The organism is Mesorhizobium sp. M0938, from assembly GCF_040319125.1.
GTDB lineage: Bacteria > Pseudomonadota > Alphaproteobacteria > Rhizobiales > Rhizobiaceae > Mesorhizobium > Mesorhizobium robiniae.
Genome location: NZ_JAMYNS010000017.1, coordinates 111,514 through 131,052, shown reverse-complemented (window position 1 = coordinate 131,052; position 19,539 = coordinate 111,514). Strand labels below are relative to the sequence as shown.

The following is a 19,539-nucleotide window of genomic DNA, read 5'->3' as shown; positions in this document are numbered from 1 at the left end:
AAGTCTCTGGCTTTGTGTATGACTTTATCCCAAAGCCGCTGCCCACCTTGGGTCAAGCCCGAGTGGCTTTGGGCGACATGCATTAGCGAAGCGCAGTGGTGACGCCATAGCCGTCGATGGCGTTGTGATTGTTGGCTGCGTCGCCAGCATAGGTGCCCAGGCCGCACAACACGATGGCCGACAACATGACAAAGGACAGAAGCGCTGCTTTCACGGACGTCATCTCTTGTTGAGCTTTCTGTATCTGTGCACGAGCCGGGTTACCAATGGGTTGAAACGGAAAACACGATTTCGCGCTTCTAGGGAAGTTCTGTATCGGCGATGTGTCGCGCGAGTGATCCAAAGGGTTCATCGCGTTGCACGGACGATGCAGAGCGCGTGCCTTCTAGAGTGGCGGGCGGCCACAAGCCAAGGACGAAAGAAACTGTCCACAGCGGATTTTTGCCGGCGTGCCAAATATGCAACGTAGGTCCTGACAAGCGTCAGATTGCCGCCACCCAGGCGCGGGCGATGGCCAGCCCGGCGGCATCGGCATCCGGTCCGTTGCGGGCGATTTCGTCGTCGAGCCGATCGCTCCAGTCGGGATGCCGCTGGGCTATGAGCGGGGCGAAGGACTTGCTCCAGTCGCGGACCATCGGACGGTCGGCCTCGAAATGGAACTGAAAACCATAGACGGCGCGGCCGATGCGAAACGCCTGGTTCTCGGCGACATCGTTGCCGGCGAGCCGCACGGCGTTTTCAGGCAGCACAAAGGTGTCGTCGTGCCATTCGAAGATGGGAAATTTCTCGGGCAGTGCGCCGAGCACCGGATCGGCCTTGGCCGCCGGCGTCAGCGATACGCCGCACCAGCCGAATTCGTTGGCAGCGCCGATCCGGTTCTCGCCGCCAAAGGCGCGGGCGACCAGCTGACTGCCGAGGCAGATGCCGAGCACGGCGCGGTCCCTGTCGGCGAAATCGCGGGTCAGTTCGAGCAAGGCGGGGAAATAGGGATAGTCGTCGTCGGCCAGCGCGTTCTGGCCACCGCCAAGCACCACCAAGGCGTCGTGCGCGGCAGCATCTTCCGGCAGGGCATCGCCTTGATAGGGGCGGCGCAGATCGAGATCGGCGCCGGCCTCAGCAAGCGCTGCGCCAACCTGGCCAAGGCCCGTTTTGTCGTAGTTCTGGACCACCAGCACCCGCATCGAAAAACCTGCTGACACGAAAAAGATGCGACGAGCGATATCATGCCGCCGTCATTCCAGCCAAGATGCGTATTCGGGGAGAAAGCTATGCCACTGCAGAACCGGGTAGACCCGTTCGGCGTCATCCATGCCGTGCCGGAACGCGGCCTGTTCATGGGCAATCGCGGCATCATCCATGATCCCGAAACGAAGACGCTGCTGAAAAAGCGCTGGGCGCTGCATGCCTGGATCATCTGCGTCTGCGAATTCCGCGACGCGCAGCGCGAGCCGATGGGCCGAAATCGGCCAGGAGGAAAACCCGGCTGGACCGAATTGTTTTTCCTGGACGAGGTGACGGCGCTCTCGGCCGGGCATCGGCCCTGCTTCTTCTGCCGGCGCGAACGGGCCAGGGATTTCGTCCAGCGCTTCGGCGTATCCATCGGCATTGCCGAGCCGCGCGCACCGCAGGTCGACAAGCGACTGCATAAGGAGCGGCTCGCGGCAGGCGGGCGGGCACCGGTCGTATCCGCAGAAGAGCTTGCCGGGCTGCCGGACGGCGCTATGGTCGCGGACGGCGGCAACGCTTATGCATTGCGCAGCGGCAAGGCACTGCGCTGGTCGTTCGCAGGCTATGGCCATCCGGTGGGGGGCCATCCGGTGGGATTCGGCGGCTTTGCCAACCGTCCAATCCGCCTGCTCACGCCGGCAACCACCGTGTCCGTGTTGAGGCAAGGCTACGAACCCGTCTGGCATCCCTCGGCCGAGACTTGACGCCAGGAGCCGGCTCGCCCATTCCTCGGCGATGCGCGCCAATTACAAGATGCAGCGGCTGTTCGTGCCGGACGACCTCGGACCGGATATCGAGTTTGAGGCGAGCCCGCAGCAGGGCCACTATTTGATGCATGTGCTGCGGCTCGGCGAAGGCGCCGAAGTCCTGTTGTTCAACGGCCGCGACGGCGAATGGTTAGCGGCAATCGCCGCCAAATCCAAGAAAGCGGTACGCCTGAAGGTGCTCACCTTGCAGCGGCCGCAGCCGCCGCCGCCCGATCTCCTCTACTGTTTTGCGCCATTGAAGCAGGGGCGGCTCGACTATCTGGTGCAGAAGGCGGTCGAGATGGGCGCCGGCGTCCTGCAGCCGGTCGTCACCCAGCACACGCAAGTGACAAAGCCTGGCATAGAACGCCTGCGCGCCAATGTCGTCGAGGCAGCCGAACAATGCGGTATCCTGGCGGTGCCGGAGGTGCGCGAAGCGGAAAAATTCGAACGCCTGCTGGCAGGCTGGGACAAGGAACGGCGGTTGATCTTCTGCGACGAGGATGCCTCGACCAATAATCCCCTGCCCGCGCTGCAAGCGGTGCGGGAGAAGAAGTTCGGGCTGCTGGTCGGGCCGGAGGGCGGGTTTTCCAACGAGGAACGAAGGATGCTGAGGGCGCTGCCCTTCGTCACGGCGATTCCGCTTGGACCGCGCATCCTGCGCGCCGATACGGCTGCAGTGGCGGCGCTGGCGGTGATACAGGCGACGGTCGGGGACTGGTGATCAATTCCACTTGACCTGTGGCTCAGGATTTTTCGCTTGCTCGTCTACTGACATTTCGTCATCTAGCGCCGGCGGTCGTCTGGCCGCCTGCAGCGCCGCGCGTCCTTTCGGACGCGCATAGGACGTTGTAGCACTTTGGTTGACGCATGATCCCAGCGAAATCGATACCGATTTTCGGAGTCAATGCGTCGGAGGGCTTTTGATGGCGCGCGACACAACCGATTTCCGGCCCATTGAAGGCGTCGACGAGCTTGTCGAGCATCTGGCCGAAGGCAACAAGCCGCGCGACAAATGGCGCATCGGCACCGAACACGAGAAATTCCCGTTCTATGTCGACGGCAATGCGCCGGTGCCCTATGGCGGCGAGCACGGCATCCGCGCCATTCTCGAAGGCATGCAGGAAAAACTCGGCTGGGATCCGATCATGGATGCCGGCCGCATCATCGGCCTGGTCGAGCCGACCGGCCAGGGCGCGATCTCGCTGGAACCCGGCGGCCAGTTCGAGCTGTCTGGCGCACCGCTGGAGACGATCCACCAGACCTGCCGCGAGGGCAATGCGCATCTGGCGCAGGTGCGCGAGATCGCCGAGCCAATGGGCATCCGCTTCCTCGGCCTCGGCGGCAGCCCGAAATGGTCGTTGGCCGAGACGCCGAAAATGCCGAAGTCGCGCTACGAGATCATGACGCGCTATATGCCCAAGGTCGGCACCAAGGGCCTCGACATGATGTACCGCACCTGCACCATCCAGGTGAATCTCGACTTCGAGAGCGAGGCCGACATGCGCCGCAAGATGCAGGTGTCGCTGAGGCTGCAACCGCTGTCGACGGCGCTGTTCGCCAACTCGCCCTTCACCGAGAGCCGGCCCAACGGATTGCAGAGCTGGCGCGGCGACATCTGGCGCGACACCGACAACCGCCGCTCGGGCCTGCTCGAATTCTGCTTCTCGCCCGATTTCGGCTTCGCCGACTATGTCGAATGGGCGCTCGACGTGCCGATGTATTTCGTCATCCGCGACGGCCACTACCACGACATGACGCACGTCACCTTTCGCCAGTTCATGGCAGGTGCGGCCCGCAAGGAGATACCCGACGGGCTGCCGACGATGGGCGATTGGGCGAACCATCTGTCGACGCTGTTTCCCGACGTGCGCTTGAAGCGTTTCCTTGAAATGCGCGGCGCCGATGGCGGACCGTGGCGGCGCATCTGCGCGTTGCCGGCGTTCTGGGTCGGGCTGCTCTATGACGCGGCGGCGCTCGACGCGGCCGAGGCGCTGACCTCGAGCTGGAGCTACGAAGAAGTGCTGGCAATGCGCAACGCCGTGCCGGCGCAAGGTATTTCGGCGCCGTTCCGCAACACGACACTGCGCGAGATCGCCCGCGACGTGCTGGTCATCTCGCGCATGGGGCTGAAGAACCGCGGCCGCAAGAACCGTGACGGCTACGACGAAACGTCGTTCCTCAGCACGCTGGACGAAGTCGTCGCGCGCGGTACCACCAGCGCCGAAGAGCTGCTCTCGGCCTATCATACGCGCTGGGGCGGTTCGATCGAACCAGTGTTCATGGAGTATGCGTATTAACTGTTCGCTATCCGCTTGGCCGACAGCTCAAGAAAGCCGCTTCAATCAATGATGGAAACGGATTAGTTTCTCTCCCTAGGATTTTCCCGAGGAGAAAACCAATGCCTTCCTTGTTCGACATTCTGGCACAGGCTCAGAACGGCAACGGCATGCAGGCGCTGGCCCAACAGTTCGGGCTTTCGCAGCAGCAAACGCAATCGGCGGTCGAGGCGCTGCTGCCGGCCTTTTCACAGGGGCTGAAGCGCAACACCTCCGACCCTTACGGGCTCGGCTCGTTCATGACGGCAATGGCCAGCGGCCAGCACGCCAAATATTTCGAGGACGCAAGCCGGGCTTTCTCGCCGCAGGGCGTCGATGAAGGCAACGGCATTCTTGGGCATCTGTTCGGCTCGAAGGATCTGTCGCGCGCCGTTGCCGGCCAGGCTGCGCAGGCGAGCGGCGTCAGCCAGCAGGTCTTGCAGCAGATGCTGCCGGCCGTCGCTTCGATGGTGATGGGCGGCCTGTTCAAGCAGACCAACAACCAGATGCAGGGGGCCGGCGGCTTCGGCGGCAGCGGCAATCCACTCGGCGAGCTCATCGAGCAGATGATGCGGCAAGCGGGCGGCGGCGCCCAGGCGCCGGCACCACAGCAACGCCAGGCGCCGCAGCCTGCAAACCCAGCTGACAATTCGCTTGGCAAGGTGCTGCAGGACATATTCGGCGGCGGTGGCCAGCAGCCGCAAACCCAGCCGCAGCAGACACAGAACCCGATGGGCGACAATCCGCTCGGCAAGGTGCTGCAGGACATGTTCGGCGGTGGTGCGCAGCAGCCGCAGCACCAGCCCCAGCAGACGCAGAATCCAATGGGCGACAATCCGCTCGGCAAGGTGCTGCAGGACATGTTTGGCGGCGGCCAAGGGGGCGGCATGGCTGGCGGGCAGCCTGCGCCGCAACAGCGCCAGGCACCGCAGCCCGCGCCCAATCCGAGCGGCAGGCCAAGCAATCCATTCGACGATCTGTTCGGCAAGATGTTCGAGACGGGTGCGCAGCAGCGCGATGACTACCAAAGGGGCATGGAGTCGATCTTCGACCAGTTCAAGCAGGGAATGGACCGGCGGTAAACTGACGAGGTGGCCGACACCTGATCTCAGCGCCGCCCAAAGAAAATGCCCGGTCCTTGTGAGAACCGGGCAGTGTGCAGGCGAGCCGGCGGGGAACCGGCAGGGAGTGGGAGCCTGCGAAATCCTGGGCAGCAAACGGAACGCGATCAGGCCACCTTGCGGGCAAGATCCTCGATCGTGTCCGCGCGATCGGTCGCGATGACGCGAAGCCTCTCGGTTGGATCGCGGCCAAACGGTACCTCGATGGCGACGTGGAGATCGGCGCGCGTCAAGCCGATGTCGGCGAGTTCGGAGTCCGACATTTCGCCGAGGCGGTAGAAGGCGCGGCGGTTTTTCCAGGCGCGGTAGACGTTGGAAATGGCGTTGGCCGCGCGCGTCGCAATAGCCGGACGCGACGTGATGCGCGAAGTCTCGGTGGCGAAGTCGAACGTAGCCATATCAGCCTCCTTCATATTTGAACGGACGAAGCGGGGCGATCGGCGCTGGCAACAGCGGCCGTTCCGGTCCCGATCCACGTAGAAGATGCACGTCGTCGTCCCAAAAACGGTGACCACTTAGGCGACATGCACTGCCTTGATGTGGACAATGCTGAATCTGCCACCGCTTGATTGATTAATCAAACGAATGTTTCTAATCTTTAGCATCAACACTAATGATGGATTGGACCGATGAAAGCGCCACTCGATCTTGATCAGTTGCAGACCTTCGTCTCGATCGTCGACACCGGCAGCTTTACCCGCGCGGCGGAAGAGGTGCATCGGACGCAGTCGGCGGTGTCCATGCAGATGCGCCGGCTGGAGGAACGGGTCGGCAAGCCGTTGTTCGAAAAGGACGGGCGCACCAACAAGCTGACCGAGGATGGCGACAGGCTGCTGTCCTATGCAAGGCGGCTGCTCTTCCTCAATCGGGAAACGCTGGCCGCCTTCGACGACCGGCGGCTCGAAGGCACGATCCGCATCGGCACGCCGGACGACTATGCCGATCGCTTCCTGCCCGAGATCATGGCCCGCTTCGCCCGTTCCAATCCGCGTGTCGAGCTGACCGTGATCTGCGAGCCGACGCCGGGGCTGGTCGACCATATCAAGCGCGGCAACCTCGATCTGGCGCTGGTGACGCACAATGACGCGCACGGCCAGTCGGAAGTGGTGCGGCGCGAACCGCTGCTGTGGGTCACTTCGGCCAACCACGCGACGCATGAGCAAGACACATTGCCGATGGCTTTCGGCCGGCCGAACTGCATCTGGCGGCGGGCTGCCGTCGACGTGCTCGACCGGCAGAACCGTGACTACCGCATCCTGTTCACCAGCTTCTCGGCAACCGTCATCACCGCCGCGGTGCTTTCCGGCTTGGCGATCTCGGTGCTGCCGGAATGCGCGCTGCGGCCCGGGATGAGGGTTCTGGGCGACGCCGACGGATTCGGCCCCCTGCCCGATTGCCGCATCGGCATCATGCGCGGCCAGACGTCGCGACCGGAGATCGTCGAGGCGCTTGCCCGTCACATTTCGGAAAGCCTCGACAATATTTCCGTGCCGCTCGGCGAAGAGACGGGAACCTTCGACTTTGCAGCGCTCGCCTTTTCGAAGATGAAGCGAACCAAGCCGAACCAGATCCTGCCGGGCTGGTGAAAGACCCCGCAATTGGGCTGGCACCGGACACAGCCGTCTTGACGCGGACGCGCAACCGCCCCCCAATCGGCCAATGAGCGACGCAGTATCCGAATCACGCACCAACGCCACCGAATACACGGTGAGCGAGATTTCCGGCGCACTGAAGCGCACGGTCGAGGACGTCTTCGGCAATGTGCGGGTGCGCGGCGAAATTTCCGGCTATCGCGGGCCGCATTCCTCGGGCCATGCCTATTTCTGCCTGAAGGACGACCGCGCGCGGCTCGATGCCGTGGTGTGGAAGACCACGATGAGCCGGCTGAAGTTCCGCCCCGAAGAAGGCATGGAGGTGATCGCCACAGGCAGGCTCACCACCTATCCCGGAAAGTCCAACTACCAGATCGTCATCGACAATCTGGAGCCGGCCGGTGCCGGGGCGCTGATGGCGCTGCTGGAAGAGCGCAAGCGCCGGCTGCAGGCCGAAGGCCTGTTCGATGCCGGTCGCAAGCGCTTGCTGCCGTTCATGCCGCGCGTCATCGGCGTCGTCACCTCGCCGACAGGCTCCGTCATCCGCGACATCATCCACCGGATCAAGGACCGGTTTCCGCTGCATGTGCTTGTCTGGCCGGTGCGGGTGCAGGGCGAGACGGCAGGTGCAGAAGTGACCGCCGCCGTCAACGGTTTCAACGCGCTGGCGCAGGATGGTGTTATCCCGCAGCCCGACCTGTTGATCGTGGCGCGTGGCGGCGGCAGCCTCGAGGATCTTTGGGGGTTCAATGACGAGGCGCTGGCTCGTGCCGTCGCCGCCTCACGCATTCCAGTGATCTCCGCCGTCGGCCATGAAACGGACTGGACGCTGATCGACCTGGCGGCGGATGTGCGGGCGCCGACACCGACGGGTGCCGCCGAAATCGCCGTGCCCGTGCGGGCCGACCTAGAAGTGACGCTTGCCGGTCTTGGCGCGCGGCTCAAGGCTGCGGCATCGCGTAATTTCGAGCGCAAGCGCCAGGCGGTCCGTGCCGCCGCGCGTGCGCTGCCCTCGCCCGACCAATTGCTGGCGCTGCCGCGCCGGCGTTTCGACGAGGCGACGAGCCGGCTTGGCCGGGCGCTGTCCGTCAGTGTCCAACGCAAGCGAGCCAGGCTTCAGGCGCAGCGGCTGACGCCGGCCACGCTGTCGCGGCGCATGAACGAGGCCCGCACGCTGGCCGGCCGCGACCTCGCCCGCGCGCAAGCGGCGTTCTTCGCCATCGTGCGCGAGCGGCGAACACGGTTTTCGCGTACCGCTGCAAGGCTGTCCCCCGCGCCGATTGCAAGGCGGCAGAAATTGCAGGCCGATACTTTGGCTGCTTTGTCTCGGCGGCAGGACCGGGTGATTTCGGTGCGAATCGAACGGTTGCGCGGGAAACTGACCCAGGCCGACCGACTGCTGGCGACGCTGTCGCACAAGGCGGTGCTGGCGCGGGGTTTTGCCTTGGTGAAAGACGCCGACGGTACGGTGATCAAGCAGGCGGCTGACGTGGCGTCGGGGATGGCGCTTTCGCTGGAGTTCGCCGACGGAACCGCCAATGCGGTTGCGACCAGCGGTGCCGCACGGCCGAAAGCAACTGTAAAGCCAGTTGCCAAAGGCAAGGAGCCTGGCAATCAAGGCTCCTTGTTCTGAATCCCCATGACTTCTGAATGGCAATGACCGACAATCATCACCAGACGACACCGTCCGGCAGGCCTCGCGCAAGGGCCTTCGGCATAAGTTTTGACGGCGCCCCCGGACCTTTCAACGCCATCACCGATGTGCCTGGCGTTGCGGTCGGTTATTCGACGCTGATTTCCGGCGATGGTGCGCTGGTGGTCGGCAAGGGCCCGGTGCGCACCGGTGTGACCGCTATCCTGCCCAGACCGCGTGCCGAGCTGGCCACACCGGTCTTTGCCGGTATCTTCAGCCAGAACGGCAATGGCGAATTGACCGGCTCGCACATCGTCGAGGAAACGGGCGCCTTCAATTTCCCGATCACCATCACCAACACGCATTCCTGCGGGGTTTCACGCGACGGAACGCTGCGCTGGATGCAGCGCGTGCTGCCAGCCGCGCTCGACAGCGCCTGGGGCCTGCCGGTGGCGGCGGAAACCTATGACGGCTTCCTGAACGACATCAACGGCCACCATCTCACATTCGAGCATGTTGCCGCGGCACTCGACGGCGCGACCAATGGGCCGATCGAGGAAGGCAGCGTCGGCGGCGGCACCGGCATGATCGCCTTCGGTTTCAAGGCAGGCTCCGGCACGGCATCGCGCGTCGTCGAATGGCACGGCCGGCGCTACACGGTCGGCGCGTTCGTGCAGGCGAATTTCGGCAAGCGGAGCAATTTTACCATTCGCGGCCTGCACGCCGGACCAGACCTCGTGGAACCGGCGATCCGGGAAGGCATGCCACGCGCCGAAAAGGGCTCTATCATCGGGATCGTCGCCACCGATGCGCCATTCCTGCCGCATCAGATGAAGCGGCTGGTCCGCCGGGTGCCGCTCGGTGTCGCCATGACCGGCGGCTTCGGCTATCACAGCTCGGGGGATATTTTCCTGGGCTTTTCGACCGCCAACCCCGAGGCGGCACTGGCGCCGTCAGGCCGCATCGCCAACGCCGATTTCATCCCGGATAGCGACATCGATCCATTCTTCGACGCGGTGATCGGGAGTGTGGAGGAGGCAATCCTCAATGCGCTGGTCGCCAATGACGACATGACCGGGCGGGACGGCAATTTTGTGCCGGCGCTGCCGAAGGCATGGCTCGAAAGCAGATTCGGTGCAAGTCAGGGGACGTAAACTGCCTGGCGCCGTCGCACGCGCGGCGCAGGTCTTGAAAATGGTTGAGCCGGGTCAATAGATGCCTTCCCGGCCTTTCGCCGGGTCGGCATATCACTCGGCTGGCTTTTCCGAATTCTTTTCTTCCTCGCCGGCCTCGGCCGCTTCTTCCAGCCTCGACGCTATAAGCTCCTTGATATCGCCGACCTCTTCCTGGATGTCCTCCAGCGGTATGCCGGCCTCAGCCGCCTTAGCGGCGCATTCCCTGGCGAGGGTCTCGGCCTGCTTCTCGATCCTGTCCGGCGAGGCGTGGCAGTGGACCTTTTCGCCGATCCACTCCTGCAAGAACTCGATCGCGTGTTCACTCATACTGCTATTCCCTGGCGGCTGCGCCGGTTGGTAATCATAAACGCCAGCATCCCGGAAAAGATGCACGCCCCATTCCAACCGAGTCGTCGTCACCCGGCAAGCCGATCTTGTCCAAGCTCCACAGAGCTGAAGGAAATCGAAGGTTCAAGGAGCACATTCTAATTCTTGAGGGATTCTGTTTTCTTGAGGAGACCGGCACCGTATGCTGGGATCATGTCCCGGAACGCGCCATTGTTTCTACTTGCTTTTTTTCGGTATTCCAGCCGATTGCCATCACTACAGGTGTCATAATATGTGACGCCATTCGCCGCGCGACCCTAGGTACGCGGGCCAAAGCCGCCGCTATATAGTGACATCCTCATGCAATGTCGACTCTGCTCGCCATCCTGCCTCTTCCCGCTACGTCGCGCATAGCTGGATGGCATCTTACCGTCATCGGGAGCGAGCATATTTCGCCGAAAATCGACCGAGCGCATTGCGATGCTGCGTAGCGGCCAAGCGCGGTGGCTGTGCCGGCGACCTGGCTGTCCTGACGGGTTCTGGCGCCGTGCAGGCCGCGATACGGCGACGCATGTTAGCCTAGAGAAGTGGTTGTTTCAGCAGTCGAAAAGTTCGGCCTATCCACCAACCATGAGCTTGACGACTTCGTCATGATTGGTTTCCGAAATCTTGCGCTCGCCGGCCTGAACGCCCCGGCGCAGCACGACGATGCGGTCGGAAACGGCGAAAATATCCTGCAGATTATGCGAGATGAAGATCACGCCCCGCCCTTGCGCCTTGAGCTGGTGGATGAGCGAAATGACCTTGCGCTGTTCGGGTACGCCGAGGGCCGCGGTTGGTTCGTCCATGATCAGGATTTGCGCGTCCCAATAAACGGCCCGGCCGATGGCGACGGCCTGCCGTTGGCCGCCCGAGAAATTGCTGACCGGGGCGTCGAGCCGGCTGACATGGAAATCCAGCCGGCCCATCGTCTTCTTGGCGGCAACCGCCATGGCCTTGCGATCGAGCACCGGCAAAAAGCCGAAGGCCTTGCGCATGGGCTCACGGCCGAGGAAGATATTGGCGCCGATAGACAAATTGTCGGCGAGAGCGAGATCCTGATAGATGGTTTCGATGCCTTTGTCGCGCGCCTCATGCGGCGTCGCGAATGTCACCGGCTGCCCCCTCAGCAGAATTTCACCGCCCGTCGGCTGAAAGACGCCCGATATCGCCTTGATCAGCGTCGTCTTGCCGGCGCCGTTGTCGCCCGCCAGGGCCACCACTTCGCCCGGCCGCACGACCATGGAGAAATCGTTGAGCGCCCGGACGGCGCCGAAGTGCTTGGAAAGGTTCCGGACTTCCAGAAGGGGGGCGGTCTGGGCTTGGCTATTCATCCTGACGGGCTCCACTGAACCGGCGCTGCGCCTGGTCGATGAGAACGGAAATGATGATGACGAAGCCGACGGCGATGAATTGCCAGAACGGCTCGACATTGACGAAAACCAGCCCGTACTGAATGACCGCGATCACCAGCGCGCCGGCAACCGTCCCGAAGATGGTGCCGGATCCGCCGAACAGGCTGGCGCCACCGATCACGACGGCTGCGACGCTGTCGAGCAGCAACGGCTCGCCAGCCTGGGCCGCGCCCGCGGCGAAGCGCGCTGCATAGAGCGCGCCACCGAGACCTGCGCACATCGCCGAAAGCACATAAAGACGCAAGGTATGGCCCCTGATGTCGATGCCGGCACGACGCGCCGCCTGCACATTGGCGCCGATAGCGTAGTTGTGCTGGCCGAACCGGGTCTGGCTCAGGATATAGTGCATCACGACGACGAAAACGGCGGCGATGATGACGAGATAAGGCACGCCGTAGAACCTGCCGTTGCCGAGCAGCGCGAACCAGGAATTCTGGACCGGCACCGTCGTGCCGCCGGCCAGCAGGTAAGCAACGCCGCGCGCAACGCCGAACATGCCAAGCGTGCCGATAAAAGGCGGAACTCTCAGGCGCGAGATCAGCAAGCCGTTGATGACGCCAGGCACGCCTGCGACGATCACGGCCGCCAGAATGCCCAACATCATGGCCAGTGGCAGCGGCATGGCGACGCCGGCCAGATTAGTGGCATGGGCCGCGACAACAGCCGCAAGGCCCATGATAAAGCCGAGCGAGAGGTCGATGCCTCCCGAAATGATGACGAATGTCTGTCCGGTCGCAAGCAGCAGCGGCGCCACGGCGAATATCGCAATGGACTGCAGGTTGAACGGATTGAGCATGAAGGTCGCGCCGAAGGAGAGCCTCGACCAAACCTCAAAACAGATGATCAGGCCGGCGAGAAACAGCCAGGCGCGCCCATCGGCGATGCGTCCGAGCCAGGTCTTGGCTGGATCACCATGGTCAGCCTGTGGAGCGACATGGGGTTCGCTTTGCTCAATTGGTGATGTTGAGGTCATTGATATCCGATCCGCGGCGCGGCCTCCGTCAACAGGGTCCCAGAGACCCGGATCTCCTCCCGGCAAGCCGGAAGGAGATCAAGCTGGTTTGGACTCATTCGGAATAGAGGTACTTCGAGATGTTCGGATCGGCGATGTTCGACTTGTCCATGATCGTGAAGCCGGTGCCGATCGCAACCGGGATCGACTGGCCGGTCAGGTGGGCATAGGCCGAAACGACACCATAATAGCCGATCTCAGCCGGATGCTGGGCAATCGCAACGTCCACCAAGCCGGTATTGATGTTGTCGGCGATGCTGGTCGGCGCGTCGAACGCCACCACCTTGACGGTGCCGGTCTGCCCAGCTTGCTGGACGCCATTGGCCGCGCCGAGCGCCGAAAACAGATTTGCACCGAACACGCCAACGAGATCGGGATTGCGCGCGAACACAGCCTGCAGCTGCGAGGCGGCCTTGTTGGCGTCGTTGTCGTTGAACTGGGTTTCGAGCACGGTGATGCCGGGATGGTTGGCCGCCATCTCCTTCTTGAAGCCCTCTTCACGCTGATCGGTGGTCGAAATGCCCGGCTTCACGTTCGAAACGTAGACCTTGCCCTTGTCGCCTACGGCCTTGGCCAATGCCCGGGCAGCGATCTCGCCGCCGAGAACATTGTCCGAAGCGATATAGGACAGCGGGAAATCCGCCTCGCCGGCGCCGGTCTGGTAAACGCCGCTGCCGATGAAGGTGTCGACCGTGATCACCGGAATGCCGGCATCATGGGCCTTGCGGAGCGGCTCGACCAATTGAACCTTGTCGGTCGGCGCGATCAGGATGGCGTCCGGCTTCTTGGCGATGACGGCATCAAGCACAGGGACTTGCGTTACCGGATTGAAATCCGGGGCGCCCTGGAAAACCAGGCTCACGCCAAGAGCATCGGCTGCCGCCTGGGCTCCCTTGCGCATGGTGATGTAAAAGCCGTCGGTGGTAAGGCCCGGAACGAGAGCAACGGTGAACTTCTTGTCCTGCGCCAAAGCGGGCGTGATCAGCGCCGTTGCGCAGATGGCGAGAGCCGCCAGGGCGGCAACAATCTTCTTCATAACATCCTCCTCTTAATGTTGGCAGATTTGCCGTTGCGATTGACGTTGAAATGGCCGTCAATTCGTTTCGGCGACGTGACGTGCTGACGGCGAGAACGGGTTTCGCCTGTTTGCTGTTATGGGCAGCTTTCCTCCCGAGCGCCCCCCATCCGTTTAGATCAGCCAGTCGAAACCGACCAGCCTGCTGCGTGCAGTCCCGGTCCTGGCCCCCGCAAGCTCCAGGGAACAGCGCCGCTCGGCGCACATGCGCCTAGTCGCGAGGTTGTAACACTTTGCTGAAAGAAATTGCAACCCCGGTATTTCCGGGTCGAAACGCTTTCAAAACCGCACAACATCTGGCTGCTCCGCAGAGCCCGTACGCACGCAGACTATTGCTCCAACTCTTCAACGACAACTGATGATTTCGCAGCGGCCGGCTCGCGAGCCGCGGTTGATGTCGATCAGCTTGGGATCGATTATTGCGGCAAGAGAGCCTCGAGGATGGCCTGAGCAGTCTTGGTGTCTGTTACCAGGGCATTGATAAGCTTGGCGCGGACGGCACCGATAATGGCCGTCGCCTTCTCCGGCGAGGCGGCAACACCGATCACCAGGGGGACGGCTCGAAGCTGGGCCGGCGACATTGCGATCATCCGGCTCTCCCCTTCCCACGGGATAAGGTTACCTTCGGCGTCGAAATAATGCCTGATAACGTCTCCAGCCGCATGAAACAGGGCCTGTTCGCTCAGCGTGGCCGCGCTCGCCTCAGGCTGGTTGATGGCATGGGGCAGGCCGACACCGACGATTGCAACGTCGGTCCGGTCCCAAAGCGCGACGCTGTCGCGGATGGCCGCATCGCCGAGGAAGACCTCACGCAATTCGCTGGACGGCAGATAGGGCGCATGGATGAAATGCGGCGTCCCGCCGAACTCTTCAGCGGCGAGCCGGACGAATTCGTTGATCTGAAAATGCGGCGCCTGCTGCTGCATGCCGCCGGTGGCAGCGACGGTAAGAACGCCGGGAATGCGCGGCAGGCCTGCCCGGATCACCTCGCGAACGGCGCGCCCCCAGCCAATGGCGATCGCCGAGCCGGCTGTCAGTTCCGCTTGCTTGAGCAAGGCGCCGAGCGGCGCTGCGAGTGCCGTCAGCGTGCCAGCTGCCGGCGTCTCGATGACCGCCGCGTCACGAAGTCCTAGCCCTTCGATCAGTTGCGTGGCGATGCCTTCAGGCGCTGCAAGATCGAGAACCTCGATCCGCACGATGCCCTCTGCCCTCGCCCGCTGCAGGAGACGCGATATGGTCGCGGTGGAGACACCGAGCCGCCGCGCGATATCGACCTGCGACATCTCCGCCTCGTAGTGCAGTTTGGCGACCGTATGCAGCATAGTCCGCGATGCGGCCGCATCTTGTGCGGGAGGGACAGACAGGTTGCAATTCCTTTCAGCAATGTGTTACAGGCTTATCGACCGATGGGAGTTATCGCGCAAATTCGGCCGACTCGCAACGTGGGCTCGTTTCCAGAGCCAGTTGCGGGCCAAGGCCGAATTCTGGGTTAGATAGCGCATCAAAGCGGCAAAAATCTCTGCCGACAGGCAGGTAAAACTGAACCTTTCTTGTTCCACGGATCCGCGCCCTGGCGAATGGGCGCCAACATCGGACAAAAGACCATGACAAAGATGACGACCGCAGAGTTGCGCGGCTACCAGCAGATATGCGGCAAGGACGGGGCCATGATGGCCATCGCCTGTGACCAGCGCGGCGGCATGAGGAGCCTGCTCGCATCAGACCCTGCAGAACAGGCCAAGATCACCAACGACATGCTCGGCGACACCAAGTCGGACATCACGCAATACCTCGCCAGCCAGGCATCCTGCGTGCTGCTCGACCCGCTCTGCGCGGTGCCGCGGGTTGTCGATGAAGGGGTACTGAATCGTGATACGGCTCTGCTCATCGGCCTCGACGCCTCGGGCTTCGACGTCTCGCCCGCCGGCTACCGCCTGTCGCGCCTCGTTCCCGACATCGACGCGCGTCGTGTTCGCGAGCTCGGCGGCACCGGCGGCAAGATCATGGTCTATCTCAGGCCCGATAGGCCTGAGGCGAATGAGCACAATGTCGCCATTCTGCGCCAATGCATCGCCGACTTCGCGCGAGAGGACCTTTTGCTCGTCGTCGAGTTCCTGACCTATCAGATTGAAGGCGAAAGCCTTGAAGACTATACGGCCAAGGTTCCCTGGCTTGTCGAAGAGGGCACCCGGATTTCACTGGAATGCGGGGCAAAGGTGCTCAAGCTTCCTTATCCCGGAACGCCGGAAGCCTGCGCCAGGATCACCTCCATGGCTGGCGAGGTGCCATGGGCGGTCCTCTCCGCCGGCGTCAACCATGAGACTTTCCTCGGCCAGGTCGAAATCGCCATGAAGAACGGCGCGTCAGGCGTTATCGCCGGCCGGTCGCTGTGGAAGGACTGCATCTCGCTTGACCGTGACATTCAGCGGGAAAGGCTTAGGACTATCGCAGTGTCGAGATTGCGCGAGCTTCAGGCGGTGATCGGAAACTACAGGCAGAAAGCCGCTTAGCTATTCGGTGTTCACACCAGGCACGTACGGGACGTCATGCCTCAGACCATGATCCCGAAAAGTGGGGACCGGTTTTCGGAAAAGATCATGGTCAAACAGCAAGATAGAGCCCCATTTCGATTTAGTCGAAATGAAACAGGCTCTAGTTCGATGGCCATAGGAATCGATATCGGCGGCACCAATCTGCGCGCCGCCCGCATTTCCGGCACGGGCGAAATCCTCGATCGTATTTCCGAGAAAAGCGCGCCGGATCCGGAGCTCGTGCTCTCCCGGATCGCCGGAATGGTGCGCCGGCTCGATTCACCCAGCGTTGCCGCCATCGGCATCGGCGTCCCCGGACGCGTCGATGCGCGGCTTGGCGCGGTCTTATCCGGAGGCTATGTCAACCTGGCTTCGATATCCCTGGCGCAGCGACTGGAAAGCCTGGTGGGCAAGCCCGTTGTAATCGACAATGACTGCAATATGGCACTGGTCGCGGAAATGGCATTAGGCGCCGCCAGAGGCCATGAAAGCATCGTCATGTTCACGATCGGGACCGGCATTGGTGGTGCCGTGGTTCAAGACCGGCGGATCGTCCGCGGCAAGGGGACGGCGGGGCAGCTCGGCCATATCACTGTCGACATATCGGGTGAAGCGTGCGTCTGTGGCCGGCGCGGCTGCGTTGAGACCACCAGCTCAGGCACCGCACTTGGCCGTCACGTCGCGCGGGCAGGCCTCGGTCCGGATGTTTCGGTCGATCAGCTTTTTGCCCGGGATGCGGACGGTGACATGCTGGCGCGCGGCATACTGGAAGCCTGGGCCAGACCGCTGCGTGCGGCAATCGATTCGGCCGTGGCCATGTTCGCCCCCGATCTGGTCCTGCTCGGCGGCGGACTTGGCCTAGCGGCCCACAGGGCACTTGCCATCGCCCCCGCGTTGGCTCCCTGGTACCAATGCCCGGTGGAACCGGCGCAACTTGGCGACGACGCCGGTGTCATCGGCGCCGGTCTGGAGGCGCTCGCCGCACAGGCAACAGTCGCACCACCGTCGCCAGTGTCTCTGCCGCCCGCCCGGCTCGGCCGGACCAGGCGCGCCGTGCTGGTCAACGGCATCCCGGCCAGCGGCAAAAGCACGGTCTCACGCGGCATCGCCGACCGGATGGGATGGCCGCTGCTTACGCTCGATACGATCAAGAACCCGTTCCTCGAAGCGCTCGGCGGCGGCGACCGTGAATTCAACCGCATGCTCGGCCGTGCCAGTTACCAGGCCATCTGGTCGGTCGTCGGCGAAGCTCCGGCGGGCACCACGATTGTCGTCGATGCCTGGTTCGGCTTCCAGCCGCGCCAGCTGCTCGAGGATCACCTACGAAGGGCCGGCGTCGAGCAGACCGCCGAAATCTGGTGTCACGCGCCCGGCGAGGTTCTTGCCGAGCGCTATCGCGCACGGCTCGATCAGCGCCCCGCCGGCCATCCTGGCGCGGCCTATATCCCCGAACTGATCGAACTGGCCAAGCGCGCCGAGCCGCTGCGGCGCGGACCGCTGTTTGACGTCGACACCACCAAACCGATCGCTTTCGATGCCATCACGCAATGGCTGCAGGCGACGATTGCGGCGGATCCATAGGCAGAGCGGCCGCCTGACAAATTCGGGGCAAGTTGATTGCCGTCGGCACTTCGTCACAGGGCGACGGCATCACAATTTTGAACGCCCTGAAGCTGGCAAGGCGCCGACGCAAACCACCGTCACTTTTCGCTCGGCGGAGCGCAAGGACGAAAGTGCGTCCTGGGAGATACCCTCGTCGGTGATCACCTCGTCAATTTCGGAAATGTCCGAGAGCGTACAAAAACCAGGTGCGGTGAACTTCGAGCTGTCGACGAGCAGGATCGTCTTGCGGGCAGAAGAGATCATGGCGCGCTTGAGCGAAGCCACCTCCAGCGAGGTTTCCGTCAGCAGCGTGCCCGTCACAGCCGAAGCACCGGTCATGCAGAGGTCGGCATGGAGCGTCTTGATGAAGCTCTCGCCCGGCTCACCGGCAAGGTGCCGGTAGCCGGGACGGACGGTGCCGCCCGGCAAGATGATGCGCCAGGATTTGATGTCGGCCGCGAAATCGGCAATCTCTAGACTGTTCGTCACAACGGTTAGCGGCAAATCCCGATCGGCGGCGGCGCGCACTACCTCCATGACGGTCGAGGAACTATCGAAGATCACACTGTCGCGAGCGCTCAACCGCTGCGCGGCTTCGCGGCCGATCGCTACCTTCTCGGCGTGCTGCAGCTCTGCATTGACGGTCATCTCGCGTTCGAAGGTGGCGCGCATCGGCTGCAGCAAATGCGCGCCACCGTGGGTACGCTCGAGATAACCCTTTTCCACCAGATGTTCGAGATCTCGCCTTACCGTCGATTGCGATCCGCCGATCGTGTCGGCGAGTTCCTGGATGCTGGCCGCGCCGCTAACGCGCAGGTGCTCCAAAATAAGAGCCTGCCGCTTGGCAGGAACGATATCGACGCGTTTGCTCGGAGACTCCATGCTTCACCCGCTTGGTAGCCGACAGGGAGGTCGACAGATTTCAGCCAAATCGGTCAATCTCTACCAAATCGTATAGCCGCAATCCACGACCACAACCGCGCCGGTCATGGCACTCGCGGCATCCGAGGCGAGGAAGAGGATGGAGGCGGCAATCTCGTCCGGGCGCGCAACGCGCTTCATCGGCGTCATCTCCATCCACACCGGCATCAGCTTATCGTCGGTGAAGCCGCCGCGCGACATGGCGGTATCGACATAGGTCGGCGCGACACAGTTTACCCTCACGCCGCGTTCGGCCCATTCTCCGGCAAGGGAGCGTGTCATGTGGTGGACGGCTGCCTTTGCCGAATTGTAGTGCACCTGACGTTGCGGCTTGTTGGAAATCAGTCCGGACATGGAACCGAGCGTGACGATCGCGCCCCGGCCCCGTTCGAGCATAGGTCTTGCGAATTCCCGGCAGGACCAATAGGCGCCGTTCAGGTCGACGTCGACCACCTTCAGCCATACCTCGTCGCTCATCTCCTCCCCACCCGTGTCGGGCCAGGCGATCCCGGCATTTGCGATCAGGATATCGACCGCGCCGTGACGCTCGTTGGCGGATCGCGCAGCTGCGGCAACGGCCTTGGAATCGGTTACGTCGAGCTGTACCGACTCGATATCGTGGCCCTTCCGCTTCAGCTCGTCACGCCCCGCCTCCAGCACTTGCGGATCCATGTCTGATATGACGACCCGTGCGCCGGCTTCGGCGAGCGCTTCGGCCGTCGACAGGCCGATGCCGCGGCCGCCGCCGGTGATGAAGGCCGTTTTGCCGTCAAGGCGGAACCGTTCGAGAAACATGCGGATTGTC

At 63.0% G+C, this 19,539-nt stretch carries 19 protein-coding genes; 9 read left to right on the top strand and 10 right to left on the bottom strand.

The genetic code is table 11. From position 1 onward, the window contains the following. Positions 1–82: 82 nt before the first annotated feature. Positions 83–214, bottom strand: coding sequence for a hypothetical protein (locus tag NKH73_RS25870; RefSeq protein WP_352937229.1), 132 nt, complete (start codon positions 212–214; stop codon positions 83–85). Positions 215–482: 268 nt separating this feature from the next. After that, the gene (locus NKH73_RS25865) at positions 483–1,181 is read right to left on the bottom strand and encodes a type 1 glutamine amidotransferase (RefSeq protein ID WP_352937212.1); all 699 of its coding nucleotides are present in this window, start codon (positions 1,179–1,181) and stop codon (positions 483–485) included. Positions 1,182–1,268: 87 nt separating this feature from the next. Here NKH73_RS25865 and NKH73_RS25860 point away from each other — a divergent pair, with 87 nt between their 5' ends. The 4 genes from NKH73_RS25860 to NKH73_RS25845 all read left to right on the top strand — a co-directional run bounded on the left by NKH73_RS25860 (position 1,269) and on the right by NKH73_RS25845 (position 5,373). After that, positions 1,269–1,931: a hypothetical protein gene (locus tag NKH73_RS25860; RefSeq protein WP_352937210.1), complete on the top strand. Its 663-nt coding sequence runs from the start codon at positions 1,269–1,271 to the stop codon at positions 1,929–1,931. Between the two features lie 31 nt (positions 1,932–1,962). Then, the gene (locus tag NKH73_RS25855; protein WP_352937209.1) at positions 1,963–2,697 is read left to right on the top strand and encodes a 16S rRNA (uracil(1498)-N(3))-methyltransferase; all 735 of its coding nucleotides are present in this window, start codon (positions 1,963–1,965) and stop codon (positions 2,695–2,697) included. Positions 2,698–2,899: 202 nt separating this feature from the next. After that, positions 2,900–4,273, top strand: coding sequence for a glutamate--cysteine ligase (locus NKH73_RS25850; protein ID WP_352937207.1), 1,374 nt, complete (start codon positions 2,900–2,902; stop codon positions 4,271–4,273). 101 nt (positions 4,274–4,374) lie between these two features. Continuing rightward, positions 4,375–5,373 (top strand): DUF937 domain-containing protein, encoded by a 999-nt coding sequence (locus NKH73_RS25845; protein WP_352937206.1) that lies wholly within the window; start codon positions 4,375–4,377, stop codon positions 5,371–5,373. A 146-nt stretch (positions 5,374–5,519) separates the two neighbouring features. Here NKH73_RS25845 and NKH73_RS25840 read toward each other — a convergent pair whose 3' ends face one another. Beyond that, on the bottom strand, positions 5,520–5,810 hold the full coding sequence (locus NKH73_RS25840; protein ID WP_352937205.1) for a DUF1127 domain-containing protein: 291 nt from the start codon (positions 5,808–5,810) through the stop codon (positions 5,520–5,522). A gap of 231 nt (positions 5,811–6,041) precedes the next feature. Between NKH73_RS25840 and NKH73_RS25835 the strand changes: the two genes are divergently transcribed. The 3 genes from NKH73_RS25835 to NKH73_RS25825 all read left to right on the top strand — a co-directional run bounded on the left by NKH73_RS25835 (position 6,042) and on the right by NKH73_RS25825 (position 9,791). Continuing rightward, positions 6,042–6,998 carry a LysR substrate-binding domain-containing protein gene (locus tag NKH73_RS25835; RefSeq protein ID WP_352937204.1) on the top strand — a complete coding sequence of 319 codons (957 nt, stop codon included), beginning with the start codon at positions 6,042–6,044 and terminating at the stop codon, positions 6,996–6,998. A 73-nt stretch (positions 6,999–7,071) separates the two neighbouring features. Then, complete coding sequence (xseA, locus tag NKH73_RS25830; RefSeq protein WP_352937203.1) at positions 7,072–8,637, top strand: exodeoxyribonuclease VII large subunit; 1,566 nt, start codon at positions 7,072–7,074, stop codon at positions 8,635–8,637. 23 nt (positions 8,638–8,660) lie between these two features. After that, positions 8,661–9,791: a DmpA family aminopeptidase gene (locus NKH73_RS25825; protein ID WP_352937202.1), complete on the top strand. Its 1,131-nt coding sequence runs from the start codon at positions 8,661–8,663 to the stop codon at positions 9,789–9,791. Between the two features lie 93 nt (positions 9,792–9,884). On the opposite strand, the gene NKH73_RS25820 is transcribed toward NKH73_RS25825, so the two are convergent. From NKH73_RS25820 to NKH73_RS25800, 5 genes are all read right to left on the bottom strand, one after another. Continuing rightward, entirely contained in the window at positions 9,885–10,139 is a 255-nt protein-coding gene (locus NKH73_RS25820) for a DUF768 domain-containing protein (protein ID WP_352937201.1), read from the bottom strand. Between the two features lie 617 nt (positions 10,140–10,756). Next, a complete protein-coding gene (locus NKH73_RS25815; protein WP_352937200.1) occupies positions 10,757–11,512 on the bottom strand; it encodes an ATP-binding cassette domain-containing protein in 756 nt (251 codons plus the stop codon). After that, the gene (locus tag NKH73_RS25810; RefSeq protein ID WP_352937198.1) at positions 11,505–12,566 is read right to left on the bottom strand and encodes an ABC transporter permease subunit; all 1,062 of its coding nucleotides are present in this window, start codon (positions 12,564–12,566) and stop codon (positions 11,505–11,507) included. The genes NKH73_RS25815 and NKH73_RS25810 overlap by 8 nt, the downstream gene beginning before the upstream one ends. A 94-nt stretch (positions 12,567–12,660) precedes the next feature. Beyond that, positions 12,661–13,641 (bottom strand): ABC transporter substrate-binding protein, encoded by a 981-nt coding sequence (locus NKH73_RS25805; protein WP_352937196.1) that lies wholly within the window; start codon positions 13,639–13,641, stop codon positions 12,661–12,663. 455 nt (positions 13,642–14,096) lie between these two features. Next, entirely contained in the window at positions 14,097–15,002 is a 906-nt protein-coding gene (locus tag NKH73_RS25800) for a sugar-binding transcriptional regulator (RefSeq protein ID WP_352937194.1), read from the bottom strand. A gap of 282 nt (positions 15,003–15,284) precedes the next feature. Here NKH73_RS25800 and NKH73_RS25795 point away from each other — a divergent pair, with 282 nt between their 5' ends. Then, positions 15,285–16,190, top strand: coding sequence for a tagatose-bisphosphate aldolase (locus tag NKH73_RS25795; RefSeq protein WP_352937193.1), 906 nt, complete (start codon positions 15,285–15,287; stop codon positions 16,188–16,190). A gap of 150 nt (positions 16,191–16,340) precedes the next feature. After that, complete coding sequence (locus NKH73_RS25790; RefSeq protein WP_352937192.1) at positions 16,341–17,792, top strand: ROK family protein; 1,452 nt, start codon at positions 16,341–16,343, stop codon at positions 17,790–17,792. Positions 17,793–17,861: 69 nt separating this feature from the next. On the opposite strand, the gene NKH73_RS25785 is transcribed toward NKH73_RS25790, so the two are convergent. Then, positions 17,862–18,695, bottom strand: a complete 834-nt coding sequence (locus NKH73_RS25785; protein ID WP_352937191.1) for a DeoR/GlpR family DNA-binding transcription regulator — start codon at positions 18,693–18,695, stop codon at positions 17,862–17,864. A gap of 60 nt (positions 18,696–18,755) precedes the next feature. Next, complete coding sequence (locus NKH73_RS25780; RefSeq protein ID WP_352937190.1) at positions 18,756–19,529, bottom strand: SDR family NAD(P)-dependent oxidoreductase; 774 nt, start codon at positions 19,527–19,529, stop codon at positions 18,756–18,758. Positions 19,530–19,539: the final 10 nt, after the last annotated feature.